The sequence below is a fragment of the Idiomarina ramblicola genome, assembly GCF_003987255.1.
GTDB classification, from domain to species: Bacteria; Pseudomonadota; Gammaproteobacteria; order Enterobacterales; family Alteromonadaceae; genus Idiomarina; species Idiomarina ramblicola.
Window position 1 is genome coordinate 38868 of the sequence record NZ_PIQC01000003.1, and the last position, 17475, is coordinate 56342.

General features: G+C 42.0%; 19 protein-coding genes. 9 read left to right on the plus strand and 10 right to left on the minus strand.

The features are described 5' to 3' along the window. Window positions 1–126: 126 nt before the first annotated feature. The 3 genes from CWI78_RS13030 (at window position 127) to CWI78_RS03750 (ending at window position 3063) form a co-directional block, all read left to right on the plus strand. Window positions 127–354 carry a helix-turn-helix transcriptional regulator gene (locus CWI78_RS13030; protein ID WP_126780402.1) on the plus strand — a complete coding sequence of 76 codons (228 nt, stop codon included), beginning with the start codon at window positions 127–129 and terminating at the stop codon, window positions 352–354. Continuing rightward, complete coding sequence (locus CWI78_RS03745) at window positions 344–1915, plus strand: YfjI family protein (RefSeq protein ID WP_126780404.1); 1572 nt, start codon at window positions 344–346, stop codon at window positions 1913–1915. The genes CWI78_RS13030 and CWI78_RS03745 overlap by 11 nt, the downstream gene beginning before the upstream one ends. 476 nt (window positions 1916–2391) lie before the next feature. Further along, window positions 2392–3063 (plus strand): YagK/YfjJ domain-containing protein, encoded by a 672-nt coding sequence (locus CWI78_RS03750; protein ID WP_157982690.1) that lies wholly within the window; start codon window positions 2392–2394, stop codon window positions 3061–3063. 1000 nt (window positions 3064–4063) lie between these two features. On the opposite strand, the gene CWI78_RS03760 is transcribed toward CWI78_RS03750, so the two are convergent. From CWI78_RS03760 to CWI78_RS03770, 3 genes are read right to left on the minus strand one after another with little or no spacing between them, the layout of a single operon-like run. Beyond that, window positions 4064–5503 carry a response regulator gene (locus CWI78_RS03760; RefSeq protein WP_126780410.1) on the minus strand — a complete coding sequence of 480 codons (1440 nt, stop codon included), beginning with the start codon at window positions 5501–5503 and terminating at the stop codon, window positions 4064–4066. After that, window positions 5493–6407, minus strand: coding sequence for a sensor histidine kinase (locus CWI78_RS03765; RefSeq protein ID WP_126780412.1), 915 nt, complete (start codon window positions 6405–6407; stop codon window positions 5493–5495). The genes CWI78_RS03760 and CWI78_RS03765 overlap by 11 nt, the downstream gene beginning before the upstream one ends. Then, window positions 6400–8229: an AAA family ATPase gene (locus CWI78_RS03770; RefSeq protein WP_126780414.1), complete on the minus strand. Its 1830-nt coding sequence runs from the start codon at window positions 8227–8229 to the stop codon at window positions 6400–6402. Before CWI78_RS03770 ends, CWI78_RS03765 begins: the two co-directional genes overlap by 8 nt. 505 nt (window positions 8230–8734) lie before the next feature. Between CWI78_RS03770 and CWI78_RS03775 the strand changes: the two genes are divergently transcribed. Beyond that, window positions 8735–10219: an SEC-C metal-binding domain-containing protein gene (locus CWI78_RS03775; RefSeq protein WP_126780416.1), complete on the plus strand. Its 1485-nt coding sequence runs from the start codon at window positions 8735–8737 to the stop codon at window positions 10217–10219. 12 nt (window positions 10220–10231) lie between these two features. Here the strand turns inward: CWI78_RS03775 and CWI78_RS03780 are convergent, their stop codons facing one another. The 3 genes from CWI78_RS03780 to CWI78_RS03790 form a co-directional block, all read right to left on the minus strand. Next, window positions 10232–10792, minus strand: coding sequence for a tyrosine-type recombinase/integrase (locus CWI78_RS03780; RefSeq protein WP_126780418.1), 561 nt, complete (start codon window positions 10790–10792; stop codon window positions 10232–10234). A gap of 122 nt (window positions 10793–10914) precedes the next feature. Beyond that, window positions 10915–11352 (minus strand): hypothetical protein, encoded by a 438-nt coding sequence (locus CWI78_RS03785; protein ID WP_126780420.1) that lies wholly within the window; start codon window positions 11350–11352, stop codon window positions 10915–10917. A gap of 39 nt (window positions 11353–11391) precedes the next feature. Further along, a complete protein-coding gene (locus tag CWI78_RS03790) occupies window positions 11392–11868 on the minus strand; it encodes a JAB domain-containing protein (RefSeq protein ID WP_126780422.1) in 477 nt (158 codons plus the stop codon). A gap of 148 nt (window positions 11869–12016) precedes the next feature. On the opposite strand from CWI78_RS03790, the gene CWI78_RS03795 reads away from it, so the two are divergent. After that, entirely contained in the window at window positions 12017–12586 is a 570-nt protein-coding gene (locus tag CWI78_RS03795) for a death-on-curing protein (RefSeq protein WP_126780424.1), read from the plus strand. A gap of 46 nt (window positions 12587–12632) precedes the next feature. Here the strand turns inward: CWI78_RS03795 and CWI78_RS03800 are convergent, their stop codons facing one another. Then, window positions 12633–13091: a JAB domain-containing protein gene (locus CWI78_RS03800; protein WP_126780426.1), complete on the minus strand. Its 459-nt coding sequence runs from the start codon at window positions 13089–13091 to the stop codon at window positions 12633–12635. Between the two features lie 102 nt (window positions 13092–13193). Further along, window positions 13194–13538 (minus strand): hypothetical protein, encoded by a 345-nt coding sequence (locus CWI78_RS03805; RefSeq protein WP_126780428.1) that lies wholly within the window; start codon window positions 13536–13538, stop codon window positions 13194–13196. Window positions 13539–13783: 245 nt separating this feature from the next. Between CWI78_RS03805 and CWI78_RS03810 the strand changes: the two genes are divergently transcribed. Further along, window positions 13784–13972 (plus strand): helix-turn-helix transcriptional regulator, encoded by a 189-nt coding sequence (locus CWI78_RS03810; RefSeq protein WP_126780429.1) that lies wholly within the window; start codon window positions 13784–13786, stop codon window positions 13970–13972. A gap of 19 nt (window positions 13973–13991) precedes the next feature. Here CWI78_RS03810 and CWI78_RS03815 read toward each other — a convergent pair whose 3' ends face one another. Together CWI78_RS03815 and CWI78_RS03820 are read right to left on the minus strand one after the other, a co-directional pair. Beyond that, window positions 13992–14342, minus strand: coding sequence for a hypothetical protein (locus tag CWI78_RS03815; RefSeq protein ID WP_126780431.1), 351 nt, complete (start codon window positions 14340–14342; stop codon window positions 13992–13994). Window positions 14343–14479: 137 nt separating this feature from the next. After that, window positions 14480–14830, minus strand: coding sequence for a LytR/AlgR family response regulator transcription factor (locus tag CWI78_RS03820; protein ID WP_126780433.1), 351 nt, complete (start codon window positions 14828–14830; stop codon window positions 14480–14482). A 713-nt stretch (window positions 14831–15543) separates the two neighbouring features. Between CWI78_RS03820 and CWI78_RS03830 the strand changes: the two genes are divergently transcribed. The 3 genes from CWI78_RS03830 to CWI78_RS03840 all read left to right on the plus strand — a co-directional run bounded on the left by CWI78_RS03830 (window position 15544) and on the right by CWI78_RS03840 (window position 17444). Beyond that, on the plus strand, window positions 15544–16275 hold the full coding sequence (locus CWI78_RS03830) for an HNH endonuclease (protein WP_126780437.1): 732 nt from the start codon (window positions 15544–15546) through the stop codon (window positions 16273–16275). Window positions 16276–16432: 157 nt separating this feature from the next. After that, window positions 16433–16855: a hypothetical protein gene (locus tag CWI78_RS03835; protein WP_126780439.1), complete on the plus strand. Its 423-nt coding sequence runs from the start codon at window positions 16433–16435 to the stop codon at window positions 16853–16855. A gap of 112 nt (window positions 16856–16967) precedes the next feature. Then, a complete protein-coding gene (locus CWI78_RS03840) occupies window positions 16968–17444 on the plus strand; it encodes a hypothetical protein (RefSeq protein WP_126780441.1) in 477 nt (158 codons plus the stop codon). The last annotated feature ends 31 nt before the right edge of the window (window positions 17445–17475 follow it).

Here is a 17475-nt window from a genome sequence, read left to right on the forward strand (position 1 = left end):
CTCCCCCTTTAAAAGCTATCTTTCTTAGATTTTCCATTTACTGCTCACAACAAGAAGATTTACCTATCGCTAAATGTTCGCTGTAATTCTTAGCGCATTGAGCGATTGAATTGTTAAGGAGTCAGTATGCAACCAAAAACCAAATTACCAAGTAGAGTCCTAAGACTACAGGAGGTTCTTGATTTATTGTCGATTTCAAAATCGTATCACTTTGCAAAGTTGGATAAAAATTCGAAGAGCTACGACCCCACCTACCCTAAGCCTATTAGCGTTGGTGAACGATCGGTTCGCTACGTAGAGCAGGAAGTAATTGACTGGGTAAACGCACGAAAGGAGGAAAGAAATGCAAGCTGAAACTTCAACAGTTAAGCAATTGAAGTGGGTAACCCCTAATTCAGGTCTACCTAATTTCCCAATAATTAACGACGCTGTTAAGTACTTACAAAGGGCAGTTCAAGCACCCTATGAAATGTGCCTTGTAGCCGTACTTTCCGCCATGTCTATCGCACAACAGGGCTTAATCAATGTGGAACAGATTCACGGTGGTTCTTGCCCCTCTAATTTATGGATATGGATCACAGCACTATCAGGCGAGAGAAAAAGTGCCTTGATGAATCTGGCTCTTGAAGTTTTGTATAGGTATCAACGCCAGCATAGGAAGAAATTTGAGGAGGAATTGAAAAGCTACCAGGTACTTTGTGAAATTCATGAAGACGAAAAAAAGCACTTAAAAAAAGAACATAGAAAAGCTTTAACGTCAGGGGATGAAGAACTCATCGAAATAGCAAGGCTATGTTTGACCGATCATGAGGAAAAAAAACCGGTCAAGCCAAAAAGCCGCGATTTCATTTTCGAGGATATCATGCCGGAAGCATTGCAATATCAACTCAATCAAGGCCCTGGGAATGCAGCAATTATATCTAGCGAAGGAGGAACTATCATAAATGGGCCGGTCGTTCGGAATCTTGCCTTTTTAAGTAATACATGGTCTGGCGGCTCGTTCATGGTGCACCGAAAGTCATCAGACAGTTATGTGGTTGAAGATGCCAGACTGACTCTTGCTATTGCCGCTCAGCCAGTAGCTTTAGATAATTTCATGAAAAAAAAGGGACGTGAGGCTAAAGACATAGGTTTCTTTGCACGGTGTCTATTCTGTTTCCCTCAAAGTGAACAGGGCTATAGAACGGCATCTCCTAATACTTCTGAGTTTCAAGAAGGGAGGACACGATTTAATAATAGACTAAACGACATCATGGATGAATACGATGAACACCTACTTTTGGATAAAAACGACCGTTATTTGGTTGAGTTTGATAAAGACTGTAAACCCTTTGCTTGGGAGTTATGTCTCCGAATAGAAAGCGAGTTAAAGCCGGGAGGAAAGTATGAACATGCCTCAGAGCATGCGAGCAAGTTATTTGAGAACATAACTCGTACTGCTGGGAACATAACATACTTCGAAAAAGGTAGAGGAGCAAAAATATCTCGCGGCATACTTAATGAAGCAGCTAGAGTTTGCTTTAACTTCTCTGACCACTACTTGAAATATTTTCAAATTCAGCCTGAGTATATTCAGGATGCAGCTATCCTTCATGAACACCTTTTGGCACAACAGGAATATGGTGAGCGTTACGTTGCTAAAACACCTATCAGAAAGAGCGGTCCATACCGTTTGCGTAATATGACACGCCTAAACCGAGCTCTTGAGCAATTAGCAGAAGATGGTTTGATTGCTGTTTGGAAGATAGTGAGAACTGGGTTTACCTATATCGACCTGAACCCAAATGTACCCGACGACCTTACAAGATGGGAAGAGTTTTGTCGCAAACATAAAGTTTCAACGCTCAACTGGTACGAAGCTACTGTGGGAGGAAAAGTCAAAGAGTTACCAGCCTACAAGTCTCACTGGTACTAAGTTAAGAACCTTAAAAAGGAGAACCGACCAGACATCATAGAGTAAACAGTTTTTCAGCGCTGAACCATTGAAACGACGGATATTGCTGATACGGAGTATCAGCTGTATCAGGATTTTCGACCATTTCGACTTGAGAATGGCCTGAAAACGGCTCTAGCTGCGAGGAACTGATCAGCCTCGTAGCATTGCCAAACCGGCAAGCTTTTTGCCAACTAGATTCTAACTTCCGAACACGAGAGGTTAGTCAAAATCGTCGGAAACACTGTCACTTTAGATCAAAAAGTGACGTGAATGCCGACACTCGTTTTCTCGGTAATAGTAATACTTATTACTAACACTGTTTATATCATTCATTGGTACGTCTAGTAACCAATGCTGAGTCAGTGATAGGTAAGCCCAAAGCTTACCGTCTGACTTATGGTTAAAGATTACAGGATCAGATCATCTATGAGTGGTCAATGATCAAGGAGCAAAATATGAATTTACCAACACGCAACCCTATGAACCACAATCATAAGCTCTACTACGATAGCTGGTACAGAGGCTTCCCATTGTGGCCTCAACATGCGCCATATATTGAGGAAAACTTAAGTCGTCTTTATGACACCATGGAGCGAGCACTCAAAGAACATAAAAGAACGTTAGCAGTGCGATTTGACTTGAAAGTGCCAGTAGCGGGTATTCCATTACACCCTGTTCCTCCAATGGAGCGTTTATTCAAAGCTGTTAATAGAAAAATTAGAGCTAAATATAAAAAAGAGCTGAAGCTTAAACCTTATGTACACCAATGCACTGTTCGCTATGCCCAAAAAACTGAGCAACGCGTGGAGTCTCCCTACGAGCACTACCATGTTGTCCTTTTCGTAAATAACGATGTATTCAGACAAGTTGGACACATGGGTCCAGACGATGACTCAGAACTTACCAAGATTATCCGAAGCTCGTGGTTCAGTATCGCCAATGTTAGTGAAAATACGACTGAGTGTCTGATACATGGTTCTACGCCGTCATTCCGTCGCCTGAAAGGTCCATTTAACTCTACTAACCCAGATATGATAGATGCCTTTCGTCACTTCAGCTATCTGTGTAAAGAGGACTCGACACTATACCGGCGAGGACGGCCTGCGTTCACAACCAGTCGCAAGTAAAGACAAAAAGTAAAGTGCTAGCATATACAACGCAGAGGATGCTATTTCCAGGCTGCCTCTGCGTTCACTACGACGGTGCACCATGCAATAAGCCCCTATCAACAAACGAAGCCGAGTGTTGGCTTACTGCGGTGCAGACCTCGATGTGTGTGAGGATCACGGCGCCAGCTCGTATCTCAGGAAGTCTTTTCCACAAGCGGTCTGGTGAAGCTCTACCCGTTCGAAAACTTTCTCTCCAAGATCTCAAACTATTTATTCAGCATATCACGCTCAGTAATGGGCCCCATTCGTTACATACTCAGCATTTTATGTCTCCATCTTTTCAATTCGTCAATGCACGTGGGTGATGTAGGAGTGAAACTGAGAGGGTTCATTGTTAGTAATAATTCATCTCAATCCTTACTAATCCTATAAGGCAAAAAAGCAGGAGAAACTAATGAAGTTTCTGCGCCTAAAAGAGATTCAAGAACGCGTAGGGCTGAGGCACACCTCAATCTATAAGCTCATTGGGAAGGCAAATACCCCAAGCCTGTTCACATAATGGACAGAAAGTACAACAGCTGACGCCGACATCAAAACCGTTTTTTCAGATTGGAGCAGAGTATGGTATCCAACTAGCGTAGTATACAATCTACCCTGCCCCCGACAAAACCGCCGAGACTTCGTATTTAGCCTACATACTGCAAACCTTATGACATTGGTATGAACCTACGCCAACCTCGAATTGCTTCTCATGGCCCGGGACATTTGGACATAGCCAGATACACAGTAAAAATATTTTATAAATGAAACCAACTACTATGAACAGAAAAGCTAAGTTTTGTATACCAACAGAACACCGGCTTTCTCCATGGAAACCCTATTGACGAGTCATATCCTTTGCTAAAAAGCTGTTATTTCTTTGTGAAACCATAGAGTTGCCTGGTCCGATGTAAAATAGCACTTACTAGCAATCAAAAGTGGCCACTATTAAAAAATTTCGATTAATGTTGTCTTTATCTTAACTATCTTCAAAAACTTTAAATGCAGCTTTAATTAAGCTCAAGGCAATTTTTTTATTTGTATTAGGATACTTTAACTGTCTTAGAGAATATGAATATAAGCAGGCCGCTACTTCTCGGTTTCCTATTTTGAGTTGATGCATCCATTCCCGACAAAATTTAACTGAATCTAATACAGGGCATTCAGCGCAATAAGACTCAATATCTGTCCATCTATTTTCAGGATCCACATCAGACCAATTTAGAGTTTTTGTTGAGGATGGATGGAATAAGAAGCTACACTCCAACGTGATCGGATCTAAAAGCATTGGTCCGACTTTAACGTCTCCATAATCGATTAACGTAGCGGCATTATTCTTATTATCAATAAGTATATTTTCACCGTGAAAGTCACCATGAATACAAGATTCTTTGTAATGAACGGACTCTTTTTCAAACTCATTTGCGTATTTTATATCGAACTCACGAATAAGTCTCTCGGCAGTCTCGTCATTTAAAAGATACTGCCTTATTTGGCGAATTTCTTTCCTTTCTTGCGTATGGTTATCATGCCATTTACGAAGCATATTCCGGATGGACTGCTTTATTGAGTCATTAAGTTCGTTTTTATATGCAATCGAAAAAAAAGAATCATTAAACTTCTCAGCCAAACCATATAGTACACCGGATGTTGATCCAGCACCGAAGTCTTGGCTTCCCAATAAACGAGGCGTCGCTTCAGGCAAAAGTCTGTTAATGAAAGATCTATAATTGCTTACATCTTCCTGAATATCGTTTCGAGGACCACATTTACAGACTGCATTATGAACAACTACTCCAGCATCGTTTTTAATCGTTAATGCATAAACTCTTGCATTAGAAAGCCCCCCGCCTATCTTACTAACATTACCTAGACATCCATGGTGCTTATTTACAAAAATTCGCAGCAGTCTATCGTCCTGAACAGGAAGCTCCAAGCCGTCCGTTGATAGTTCAATATTAATTAAAGAGGAAAAATCCGTATAAACTTGTTCAATGATCCCTCCAAGCTCTATCAACTTCGACTTTGTGAGATGCCCTAGGTTACCCATCTCCCGTCCTGTCCCCCAGACATCCGCTTGCCTAGACTGTTGAAGGAACCCTTGAATCATTTCCACTGTACTGGTGCCCGTTAAGATCAAAACTGGCGTTCCCGGCGAATGTCTAACAATTTCTCCTAGAACCGCCAAGCCATGGTTAGGCTCCTTAACAGGTGAAGTTCGAGATACCGGAATCTTCAGATCTAAGGTTATGTAGTCAAAAAAAGAGCTTTCGTCCTTTAAAATGTTTATGGCTTCATCTCTCGAGCTCGCATGCTCTATTTCGACTCTTTCGCACCTATCTCTAAACTGGCCTTCAACATGCTCGAACACTTCATTCTCGTCTTCGATCACTAGTACTTTGAAAATTCTATTGCTCAAAAAATTTCCCCCATCTCAACGTCAGTTTAGCGCCTCCTGAGTTAACATTTTCAAGAGTAACTATCCCCCCTAAACTATCCATTGCTTGCTGAATAATGCTCATACCAAACCCGGCATGCCCCTGTTTATTTGTGCTTCCAAGTTCAAAGTTTTCCTTGATGTCACTACTAACTCCAATACCATTGTCAAGAACAGAGACCCAATTATCATTGTCATTGCTTCCCCACGAAAGAATGATTGATGGATCTTCATGCTCTCCTAACGAATTGAGAGACTCTAAACTATTACGAACACCATTAGAAATAGCCAACGAAAGTAGTCCAGCATCAGTCCGAACTAAACATGGCTGAGCTCCAACATAGCTTATTTCTGCAATTGAAGGGGTTAGCTCAAGCTCTTCATGAGAAACTGACTGTATAAGACGATGTAAATCAAACTCTTTCACTTCAGGACGATTTGTGGCTTTACGAAGGCTCTCAATAGCAGTAAATAAACTTTTTAATCTCAGGACAACTACTTTCGCTTGGCTCTCAGAGAAGCTATCGAACTCTTTGGTTAAAACACTCTCTAAGAGTCCAATCTTGGGAGCTAGTTCGTGGAGAATGACACCTGAAAACTCATCAATTGCTTGTTTCCGAAGGGTTGCTCGTAGGGATTGTGAAATAGACTCGTTCTCGGAAGTGTTGTCTTGTTTTACTGGTTGCCTTGGGAAATTGTTTATATTTATAAGTGCTTTATTCAAGGCCATTTTAACATGCCGAACTCTCTCTCTTCTCAAAGCGACTTCAATCAACTCTTTCGTTTCTGGAATGGCATTATCAATGAAGTAAAGCGCGCCATGGTAGCGTCTCAAGTGATCTGAAGAGACTAAGGCATCCTCTGCATCTTGACGACTCTCAATCATAGAATTTTGCCCTTAATCTAAATGCCTCTCTTCCTCCTTCCATAACAGTAGATATCGCCTCAACAACCGTACTGCTTGAAAGGGCCCCACAAGTAGAGATATGGCCTCGAGTTCCATCAGAATGGAGCTCCATTACTTGAGATGCTTCGCCTAAAACTGGAATATTCGCATTATGGGTTGTGACAATAGTTTGGCCCAAGCCTTCTCTGCTTTTCAACGCTGAAATCAATGTTTCTACTATAAATGCATTATCAATATGATCCTCAGGCTGATCTACAATAAGTGTTGAGTGCGTATGCTGAAGTATGATTGGTAGAATTACGGTACACCTTTGACCAGTGGATAGCTGTGAAAAATCCTTTGGTTCAGAACCATCTAGTAGCTCAAGTATCACTTCATCCTCTAACCTTACGGTTGCCAATTGTCCAAGGCTTTTTGCGACTTCATACAAAACTCTACCAGCCCTCTCCTGAGAGATATTTAGGAGCTTAGAGAAGCTTTCAAAATCATTACTTTCGGCTAATTCAAATAGAACTTCAGGCGGAATGGAGTTTGCTATTGCAGGCGCTAATTCATTGTATTTTATACCTGTACCTTTCAGTATTTCTATAATGACTTGTTGATAGTCCTCAAGTTGGCTGTTTTCTTCTAGATGAACTCTAATACGAGGTTTTAATCTATTCGTCAGTTGTTCACATACTTCTTGCCTTTTAGCTGCTCTTTCAATCCTAACGCGGCGTAAAGAATCTATTGCCTTATCTCTTTCCATAGTTAAAGACATTATTTTTCTTTCTTTATTTTCATTAGAAATCTCTATACTTTCTAGTAATGCAATATCCTCTTTAACTCTCTGGATCTTTCTAGATATCTCTCCGGCTCCCTTTTGCAGACTATCAACTTCCGTTCTTAACTTCTGACCAGCCTTAGTTATATCTGATTGCTTTAATTCCAGATGTTCTTTTTTCGACTTTGCAGACTTTATAACCTCTATAATTTTTTCTAGGGCGCTTCTTACCTGAGCATCAGCATTTAAAACCAAGCTCTCCAAAGATTCATCATCAAAGTTACTTTCTGAAGCCTGCTCCTCAGACTTAGATATTTCTAAGTAACTTTTTAACTTTTCTTCTCTCTCTTTTTGATTATCGATGAAGCTATCAACCGCGTTTATTCTTGCTTTTAACTTAAGGTAGTCTTCTGAAAGAGAAGAAAGCTTATCACTTTTATCAGAAACTAAATCTGAAGTTGCCTTTAACTTTTTTTCCTCTTCCTCATACTCTTTCAATCTCCCTTTTAGTTCTGGCAACTTGGCTAGCTGATCTTCGGATTCAGCGACACTTTCATTAAATTTTGCTATCTCTATCGATAACGACTCAATGATGGATGCTGCAGATGTTTCGTTAATTTCAAGCTGCTGAATGTCTGGATTGAAGTCATCAATAAGTTTTAATCGACCACTGGATAGCAGTCCTATGTTCTCAACCTCAGTTTGAGAAAAAATTAACGGGAGTTCTAAACCGGAAGGAATCTGTGGGGTTGTATTTGTGTCTACAGTTCTAGAAAAATGGTAACTCTCGTTACCATCAGACAACGTTACGGAAACCTGACCATCTCTGAGTACAGCTTTTGCATGAGCTAAAGACTTTGAGCTTGACTCTGCTGTATGTCCTGGAATTGATAAACAAAAACGAATCAACTCTATTAGAGAAGATTTTCCTGTTCCTCTAGCGCCAATAACGGTATTTAGACCATTCTCAAGCTCAATATTTAAGCCGTCAAGAAAGCCTCCCTCAACTTGCACTTTAGAGATGTATAGATTTTGCATCAACTCCAACCCTCCCGTCTGATACTTTTAAACAACAAGATTATCAGAAAATCAAAAGGCTGTAATCGTAACACTTTCATCCCCAATAAGGAGGCACGTTAACGAAGTAATCATTATGGATAGCGAAAGCAATGTCGTGCTAAGTCCAATCGCTATAATTGCTGTTATCAGCGATGCAGTAGATAAGGTGTCAATAAGACCGGAGCTCCCTCCTGGCGGACTCCAGAATTCCGTAGCAAAAGTGCTGGCTAAATCCGACAGCCAAAACAAAAGCACCAAACGATGCTGACTTAAACATTTTTACGTCATCAGTCAACAATGGCTTTTTCCGAGTTCGCTTTTTGTACGAACCACCGTTACATTAAACATGATGTTTTCCTAATCAACAATTGAAAGATTGCAGGGTTAACTGCTGGGGAAAGGTCAAGGTTTGTCTAATTTTCGACTGAATATCGGTGTGCAAGTTTATTATAAAAGTAAAGCCATAAGGAATTGGGAGAGGAAAATGCTTAAACCTGTAAATAAATCACCAGGAACAACTAATAGTGAGCGGCAGCTCGCAAGCTTAGCCCAAGAAGCCTTTTTTGGCTTATGGTCGTATCCAAACATCTACACTAGCGAAGGTCTGTCGAAAAATAAATCAGGGAAAGAGCTGGCGGACGTACTAGTAGTTTTTGATAACAAAGTTATTTTATTCTCAGATAAAAGCATTAAGTTCAACGAGAGTAAGCCCATAGAGGTTGCTTGGCCAAGGTGGTACAAAACAGCTGTAAAAAAATCTGCAGACCAATTAATGGGAGCTTATAAGTGGCTTAAAGAACACCCAAACGAGATTTACTTAGACCACAAGTGTGAAAATCCTTTTCCTATCAAATTCACTTGTGAAAATGTCGATATCCACTTAGTTGTAATAGCAAGTAATATAGCAAAATCAGCAGACCGATATTGGCAAGAACCCACATTAACCAGTTTCTTCCACAACTTCTTAGCTGATGAGAACAATATGCCGGACACCCCGTTCTCCCTTGGAAAAACCACAAGAAATGAAAAGTTTATACACGTAATGGATGAGCGAGGGCTAGGTTTACTATTAGATGAGCTATCTACAGCTTCAGATTTTATAGACTACCTGGAAGCCAAAGAGGAAGCCATCCTTAGTAAGAAATTACTAGTGGCGGCAGCTGAGGAGGAAATTCTGGCTTATTATTTGGCAAACCGAAGTTCCTTTTACGGATATGGGAGTATCTCAGATTTAAATAGACAAAACTTGCAGGATGCCCCCTTATTACTAGCTCAAGGACAATGGACTGAGTTCAAGGAGACCCTTGCCTATCAGGAACTGAAGGAGGTCCGCGAAACTAGTGAAAACTGGGACTACTTGATATCCCTTCTATCCAAACATATTTTAGATGCGACTGTAGGAGCTGCTAGCGAGTTAGACATAAACATTCACGAACGTGCCGCCCGAAGTCTAGCCTCTGAGAACCGGAACTCAAGATATACTTTAGCGCGAGTATTCAAGGAAAAACTTGACTCTCTAGCGGTAAACGAACGAAGTAGTAGGCTTATACTGTCGCCCTGTTACCCCAACCGGCTTTATCTCTTTCTCTTTGTCCCATGGTCTCACACAATCGAAAATTATGATTCATATCGAGATAAAAGACGTAATTTCATCGGGCTATACGCCCAAGTAGCAAAAACTTTATATGAAACAGTAGAAGAAATAGTCGTTATTGCAACTGAGCCACCTAACCCTTGGGGTCGCTCTGAGGATGTCATAGTCTTCGACACTCCAGGTAAGGTAACTACTCAAGATAAGGAAAGAGCTCAAGAGATCATGAAACAGTTTAGTATTTTAAATACTAATAAAAAAACTTTGCATCAGCCATTATCAAAAAATGGTCGTAAAACTAAGAAAGTAGGAAGAAATGAGAAATGTCCGTGTGGTTCAGGCCTTAAGTTTAAGAAGTGTTGCTTAACAAAGAGATAAGGGGCAACGCCCCTATAGTTCAAGCTCAACAAAGTCCCTATCAACATCCTCCTGAGTAATTCCTATATAACGCAATGTAACTGCCTCTGAGCTATGTCTTAGCATCTTCATAACTCGAGCTAAGTCATTGGTGTTTTTGTATAGGTGGTAACCACGAGTTTTACGCATCGAATGTGTGCCCAGCTCTAAACCAACTTCCTCACCAATCATAGAGATCGCCTTGGATACGTATCGGCGACTTAACGGCTTTGGCGATTGGTTAAATGACCAGCGGTTCCTGTAAGACTGAAACAGATAAACATGATCAGGACGCTCTGATCTTATACGTTCAATTATTACTCGCGCTTTCTCATTCAACTTAATGGTCGCTAGCTTGCCGGTTTTGCCTTCACGTAAAATTAGCCGGTCACCTTGAATGTCACTAAACTTAATAGACAGTAAATCAGAAATGCGTAACGCTAAGTTTAATCCAATGTTCCAGATATCGGCTATCTGTTGGCCATACGTCTTCTCCAATAAATAACCAACGATTTTAACTTTGTCTAAGTCTTTCACTGCTTGCACTTCAGGCATGGTTAAGTTCCTTATTTGCCGCATTTAAAGGGAACGGGAACTTCAAAGCCTAATTAGCTCTTCTGTGCCCGTTTTATAAGGGATGTAGCGTTCCCAAAAGTACAATTTGGGAACTTGGTCTTTCAGGGAGCCGAACGAGACGAAAAGCTTTGGTTAAATAATCGTACACCGACCTCTTCCAAAGCAACTCTAACGCTCTCAACAACGTCAGGCTCTATCGACAGGCCATTCGCATACACACCTTTGTCGAACGTTAAAACAGCTCCGTACGCTTTCGCTTTGGACGCTGCCCGCTTAATGCCTTCACTATCAACCGCAGAGTCATCTCTGATGTGGTGACGGATTTGGTAGGACGTGATGACATAACCCCGCTCATCAAGCAGGAGCAGGCCCAGTGGGCTTGCTGACATACTGTTAGGAAAGTCAGACTCTGACCTTAAACATCCAGTATTTTGCTGGCGCTCTCGCAGTTGCGGTAAAAGCGCTAATGCAGTTATTGCTGCCTTAATTCCCAGCACTACCCACTTTCTCGATGCCGGTGTCTTAAATATTGCCGCCATAAAGGTTTACTCCAGTATTTGGTTACAAGTGAATTAGCGCTAAAGAAGACCGCGCTCAGAGAATGACACGCACTCTTTACCGATAACGATGTGGTCTTTCACGTCGACGTCGATAACAGCCAGGGCCTTTTGCAGGCGCTCGGTCAGGCGGATATCCGAATTGGAAGGCTCAGGCTCTCCTGATGGATGGTTGTGTGACAGTACGAGTGAAGACGCTTTGGTTTCCAACGCAGCTCGAACCACTTCCCGTGGGTACACACTGGCCGCATTAATGGTTCCGTAGAACAACTCCCGGTACTCAATGAAGTGGCCCTTTTCATCCAGGAAGATGATGCTGAATACCTCACGCTCGTAGTGCGCCAGCTTATACGTCAAGAAATCCTTAATGACGCTCGGGTTGTAAGGCTCTTGGCCTCGTAAATGGCGCTCTTCCAGGATCTGGCTGGCGCGGTGAAAAACGTCTCGCTCAGCTTCATTGTTGGCTGACGAGTAAAAGCCTTTATCAAGTGTGTGCATTGTTAACCTCCTAATTTGGTAAATGCACAGCAGTGATATAGGTCTGAAATCTGATGGGCTCCTAACTATCGCAATAAAACATTACGGCTCCGACCGATGCTTTGAAAGCAAGCACGATCAATCAACACAACAGAAACTTGGAGTCATCATGTATAACCCTTTTACCTTTGACGCAAAGCATATCGAACTCATCCACAATCACTTTCACGACGACCCTTACTACATTAAAAGGGATGCGTTGGAGTCTGCAGTAAAACAAGCGTCCAACGAAATTTGGAATAACCCGACATATGGAGCTTTTGAAGCTGCAGGCGTTTACGCGTACCAGCTCATTCGCTCAAACGCTTTTGGTAGACAAAGCGGTGATACGGCTTTGGTCTGCGCCCTGCTTTTCCTTAGGCTCTACGGTCACGGTTTTGTCTGTACACAGCAGTACCTTTACAATTTCGTCGAGCGACACGCAGACCCTGAAACGATGGCTATCTGCCTTTCCGGTGCTTATGCCGGAGCTGAAAGCTATGTTGAGTCTCTCCATCTTGAACGGCCTCATGTCGCGATGGACATTCCTGAGATAACTCTCGATGAAGACATGGCTGTGTCGCTTACTGCCACTATAAAAATGGCTTATGACGTGAACGGAGACTACGGGGCTTGCCAAAAAATAAAGAAGCCGTGGTTAGGTGGTCGCAAACGTTGGATTAGACTGGCCGATTTATAAAACTCAGGATGCAAAACGGCTGTACCCTAGCAGTACAGCCGCACAATCATAATAGCCCCCGCTCAGCAAGCGAGACGACCTCATCAGTTACGAGCATGCAGTCCAGTAGTGCTACGTCAATCAGGTTCAGGGCCGACTTGAGCGTTGATAACTCGAGCTCTTTGTCAGAGTGACTCAGCTCTTTAGCCGGTGAGAAGTAACTGACAATAACAGCGGCAGCATTAACCTTGAGAACTTCACGGTACACCATTGAAGCTGCCAGTTCTTCGCCCTCTTCAAACTCAACGTTGTCAATTAGCCGGTGTTGGCTATCTAGTAGCAGTAAACCTGCGACTTCTTTTGAGCACTGCTGATAGTTCCCCTGGACGAACTCTTTAACCATTGAAGGCTCGGTAAAGCCTTCTCCCTGTTTAAATCGTGACTGAATTAGGAGATGCGCTTTGTTCAACAACTCTCGCTCTGAGTTGAACTCAGCGCTCTTATCATTTTGTATTTGCTTGTGCATATGGATTCCCTAAGTATTAATGTATCAATGCACAGCGGTAATATAGGTTTCAGATTCAACTGGACGAATAACACTAGGGAGCCCTTAAGCTCCCAAAGCATTTTAGTAATTAACGACGGTAGAGCCACTTCCAGTGACCACTTCAATTTCAGTCAGCGAACAGTCATCATAGACTTTAAGCTCAATGGACTCGCCATACTTCAGATCAGTCGGTAGATATGGCTTTCTTGAGTAAGGCGTTTTATCGCTGTAGTCGCAGTTACCACGGTTAACCAGCATGTCTTCCACCGTTACCAGCTCTTCAATCGATGTAATCTCAATTACGAAGTATGTGCCACCTGTATGTCGATTGGTATGCTCCCACGCCTCAATACTCACCTGCGGGTCTGGATCGCTACATGCCCCTAATAACCCGGATAACAACGCAATCGATAGCGCTTTCTTCATGACTCGCTCCTTTCAGTCATTGGAATAAATTCTTTCCCAGATTTTCATAACCCGCCCAAAAGAAGCTTAATTTGTGTTAAACCAACCAAAATTTAAATCTAATACCTGTCTTATAGGGACAAAGCCCTTATACGAGCGCTGAAACACGCTGTCTGTTAGGTTTTTGACCGCGCCCAGTGTTTGCACAAACTCGGTGCTTAAACTAGCTTTGCTTTAACTGTCTCAAATATATGTAGGAGCAGCCTGTGAGGGTCATACGTCTGAATGAGGTTAAAGACAAAATTGGGCTCAGTCGCTCAACTATTTATCGACGCATAGCTAATGGTGAATTTCCAAAGCCAATACTACTCGGCGGACGGGCAAGCGGTTGGATAGAAGATGAAATTGACGAGTGGCTAATGCTCTGTATTAATGAGTCTAGAGGTAAAAAATAAAGAGAGCTCTTACGAGCCCTCAGTCGTCCTTTTTCTTGTAGGTAACCGTTAAAGTACCAGTTACTCTGTTCTTAGCAATTTCATAGTCCGGGTCCCACGTTGCTACATTGTGAGCCCCCATAAACGCCGCGGAGGCAACACCCCATATTGCTGTTGGACCGAAGAAAGATCCTGCCATCAATGTCTTACGTCCCTTTGAAAAAACTCGGCACTTCATATCGAGTGTCTCAATATGCCTTTCCAGCGTATTGATAACCTCTTTAAAATGTTTGCGCGGAACCTTCTCAATAACAAAAGACTCGTGATCACGTAACAACTTCATCAACTTCTCATCGGGTAACTCACGTACCCCATAAACCCGAACGTCCATTTAACTAACCCTCACTGAATAAACACGAATAGGCTCAGACTAGAGGGTTACACACGCCGCAATAATTGATGGTAATTTGTGATGAGCACTAACGAATAAGGGAGTAAACAGTAGATATAGGTGGTGGACATGGAAGGTTAGTCTTCTGATTGCAGACCTAGCCTCATCATTAACAACGATCTGAATTGGGGGCCAATAGGAATTTGCTGCCCATCTGACATAATACACTCGGTATAACGCCCTAACTCACTCTGTATGTGCTTCAAGTGTTTTAAATTCACAACGTAGCTACGATGAACTTGTACGAAGTATTCAGGCATTTTCCCAAGCATAGACTGCAATGTTGCCCGGTGGAGCAAACGTCCATCATCAAAGAACAGTTCGACATAATTTCCAGCCGCACGTAGCAAAATAACACTTGGATTCTCAATGAGAGTTATTTTGCCAGGCTCAGTTTTAATGGCTAATAGCCCATGCTCATTAATCATGACCAGAGCCCTGCAAACAACAACTTTCCATACATAAGTATCTGTGCATAGCTTCTCTCCTTAATTATTGGCAATGCACAGCCGTGATATAGGTTTGAAGTTTTGCTGAGTGAGCGGCTGTTAGTGCTCAAAATGTGGCACGCAAAAAGGTACTGGATATCCATATCTCCCTGTTAGTTAGTCCAGTTATGTTGCCCGTATTTTGTCAAACCAAAACTAGAATAGGCTCAAAAGCCGTGAACGAGTCAATTTGCGTGATAAAAGATTAAATCAAGGTGTCGGATTACTAAGCTTAAGCGATGCGGTTGCCTCTGAATGGATATTAGAAGCCCAACTTAGAGCTCAAGAATCGAATGGAGGTAATGTTAAAGCGATACCTATAATACTGGCTCTTCAAAAAGCGAGTTCGGGTTTAGCTGACCGCGACAGGTTTAGTCTGCCAGTACATCCGCAACATTGCGCATTCTTTTATTGTGTTGTGTATTTAAGTTGTTTAATGTCAATTACATAAAAAAATCAAAGCTGAATACTTACGTGCCGTTAAAAATTTGCTGAGCATGCTTAAATTACCTTTATTCATTCAGAGAGCCTATTCGCGGCAATGCTTGTTTGAGCAGTAACTTTAAAAGCTGGCAGCTGTTAATTGAACTAACTTCAAAGGGCGTGCGCATACTCTAAAATGTTATGAATTCACAATAGCTCGGAGAAAAACAGTGGATTTAGACTCTCAAGGAAAACAACTTCTTGAACTTCTGATAAGCAAGTTAGATACAGTGGTACCAGGTAAGCCAGAAACTTATATTGGTTACAAAGAGTGCCATGATCTTCTTAGGCTCCCTCGGCTGAGAGAAAAATGGGGAGAAAGTCTTAAATCACAAGGGCTTTCTTCATTGGCAGATTGGACTGAATCAAATGATAAGCCTGGAATTACTGGAATAATTATTAATCTATCAACCAAGAAACCAGGAAAAGAATATTTTAATCTTTTTGGAAAGGACGATGATGATTACAAGTGGTGGGCTGCTCAAATCGCTGAGTCAAAAAAGCACGATTGGTCATCATATATTTCAAAAATATTCGATTTAATCCCGAGTGACCTTAAGGTACCAGATAGAGAAGATATAACTACGTCGCGTGTAATACGAGATACATTTCTTTCGTCAAAAATAAAAGCCCTTCATTCATATAAATGTCAACTGTGCGGAATTGCGCTGAATATGCCGGAAGGCAAAAAATACGCTGAGGCTCATCACATACAACCTCTTGGTAAACCGCATAACGGCCCTGATATTATTGAAAATATGATTTGTTTGTGCCCTAATCATCACGCTATGCTGGATTATGGGGCTATCAAAATTGACCCTAAACAAATACGGTTAGCTGATGATCATGAAATATCTCATTGTTTTATTTCATATCATAATGATTTCATATATCGGCCCTAGCAAACCGACTTATGCGATGTTGGTCTGTTGTGTTTAGTATGGTGTCAAGGGAAGTAGTACATTTTCGGACGAAGTAACAAAGCTCAACGTTCGTTAGTCGCTGTACTTAGCGTTACTATTCTTGCTTAGGAACAGGTGTCACGATGAGCGAAATTTTATGACTGAAATTGATATAGTTGGTTTAGGTATAGGTATTGCTGGCCTCGTTGTAGGTGTCATCGGCACAGGTATAGCTCTTTACCAATGGGGTGTAATGAATGAGGCAAAGAAACGTAGGCACGAGCTTCAATATCTATTAGCGGGCATAAGTAACACAGCATTGCTAAGAAGACAGTCTTGGTTAAATCAATTAAGTCTTTATCCTGCCCCACAGGGTGAAGCCGATCTAAATCTAAAAAGGATGCTGGTTCGAGCTAGAGATGATTTGTCAGAGATTCATAGCTTAGTCGCTGCTCTGGAAGGGGCAGTTGATTCTGAGAAGTCTGCGACCACCGAAATTCTCAAGAAAACTATTGAGCAAGGTGAATTGAATAATAGAATTCAGAAGCTAGCCTCCCAGAATCAAACAGATCGTCCATAAAATCAGGCTGCTAACGAACGGTAACAATTCGTATCAAAGGCGCACCAGCAGGCATCTTACACTTGCTTCGCTCACGACCTTGTTCGAAACGTCATTTTTTGAGGTCAAAGTAATGATTGAGTTCATATCAAGCATTTTAGCGGGCATTGTTATTGCCGGCGTGACTGCTTTTATCACTGTTAATTTGTCTTTAAAGCGCTTCCGTGAGGAACGATGGTGGGAACGGAGAGCTGCAGCTTACGAGAATGTAATAGAAGCTCTGCATCACTCAAAAGCTTTCTCGGGTGTTCATATGGATGCAGAACTTGAACGACGAAAAGTGCCTGAAGAACGTGATAAAGAACTTAGAGCAAAGTCCGCTCAAGCGCATCGAGAAATCGACCGAGCTACCGATATGGCCGGATTTCTCTTGGGATGTGAGGCTAGAGACAGGCTAAGAAAGTATCATCAAGACACCAGCGACGCAGGCAGGGCTGATTCATGGCATGAATATTTGCAACTTGACTGGGATGTAACTAATAGCTGTCTCAAAGACCTAATTGAAATTGCTCGAAAGGATTTGAAGACTGGTGCTAGAGAGAAAGCATAACCAGCAACTTTTATTGCACTACTCGCGTGCC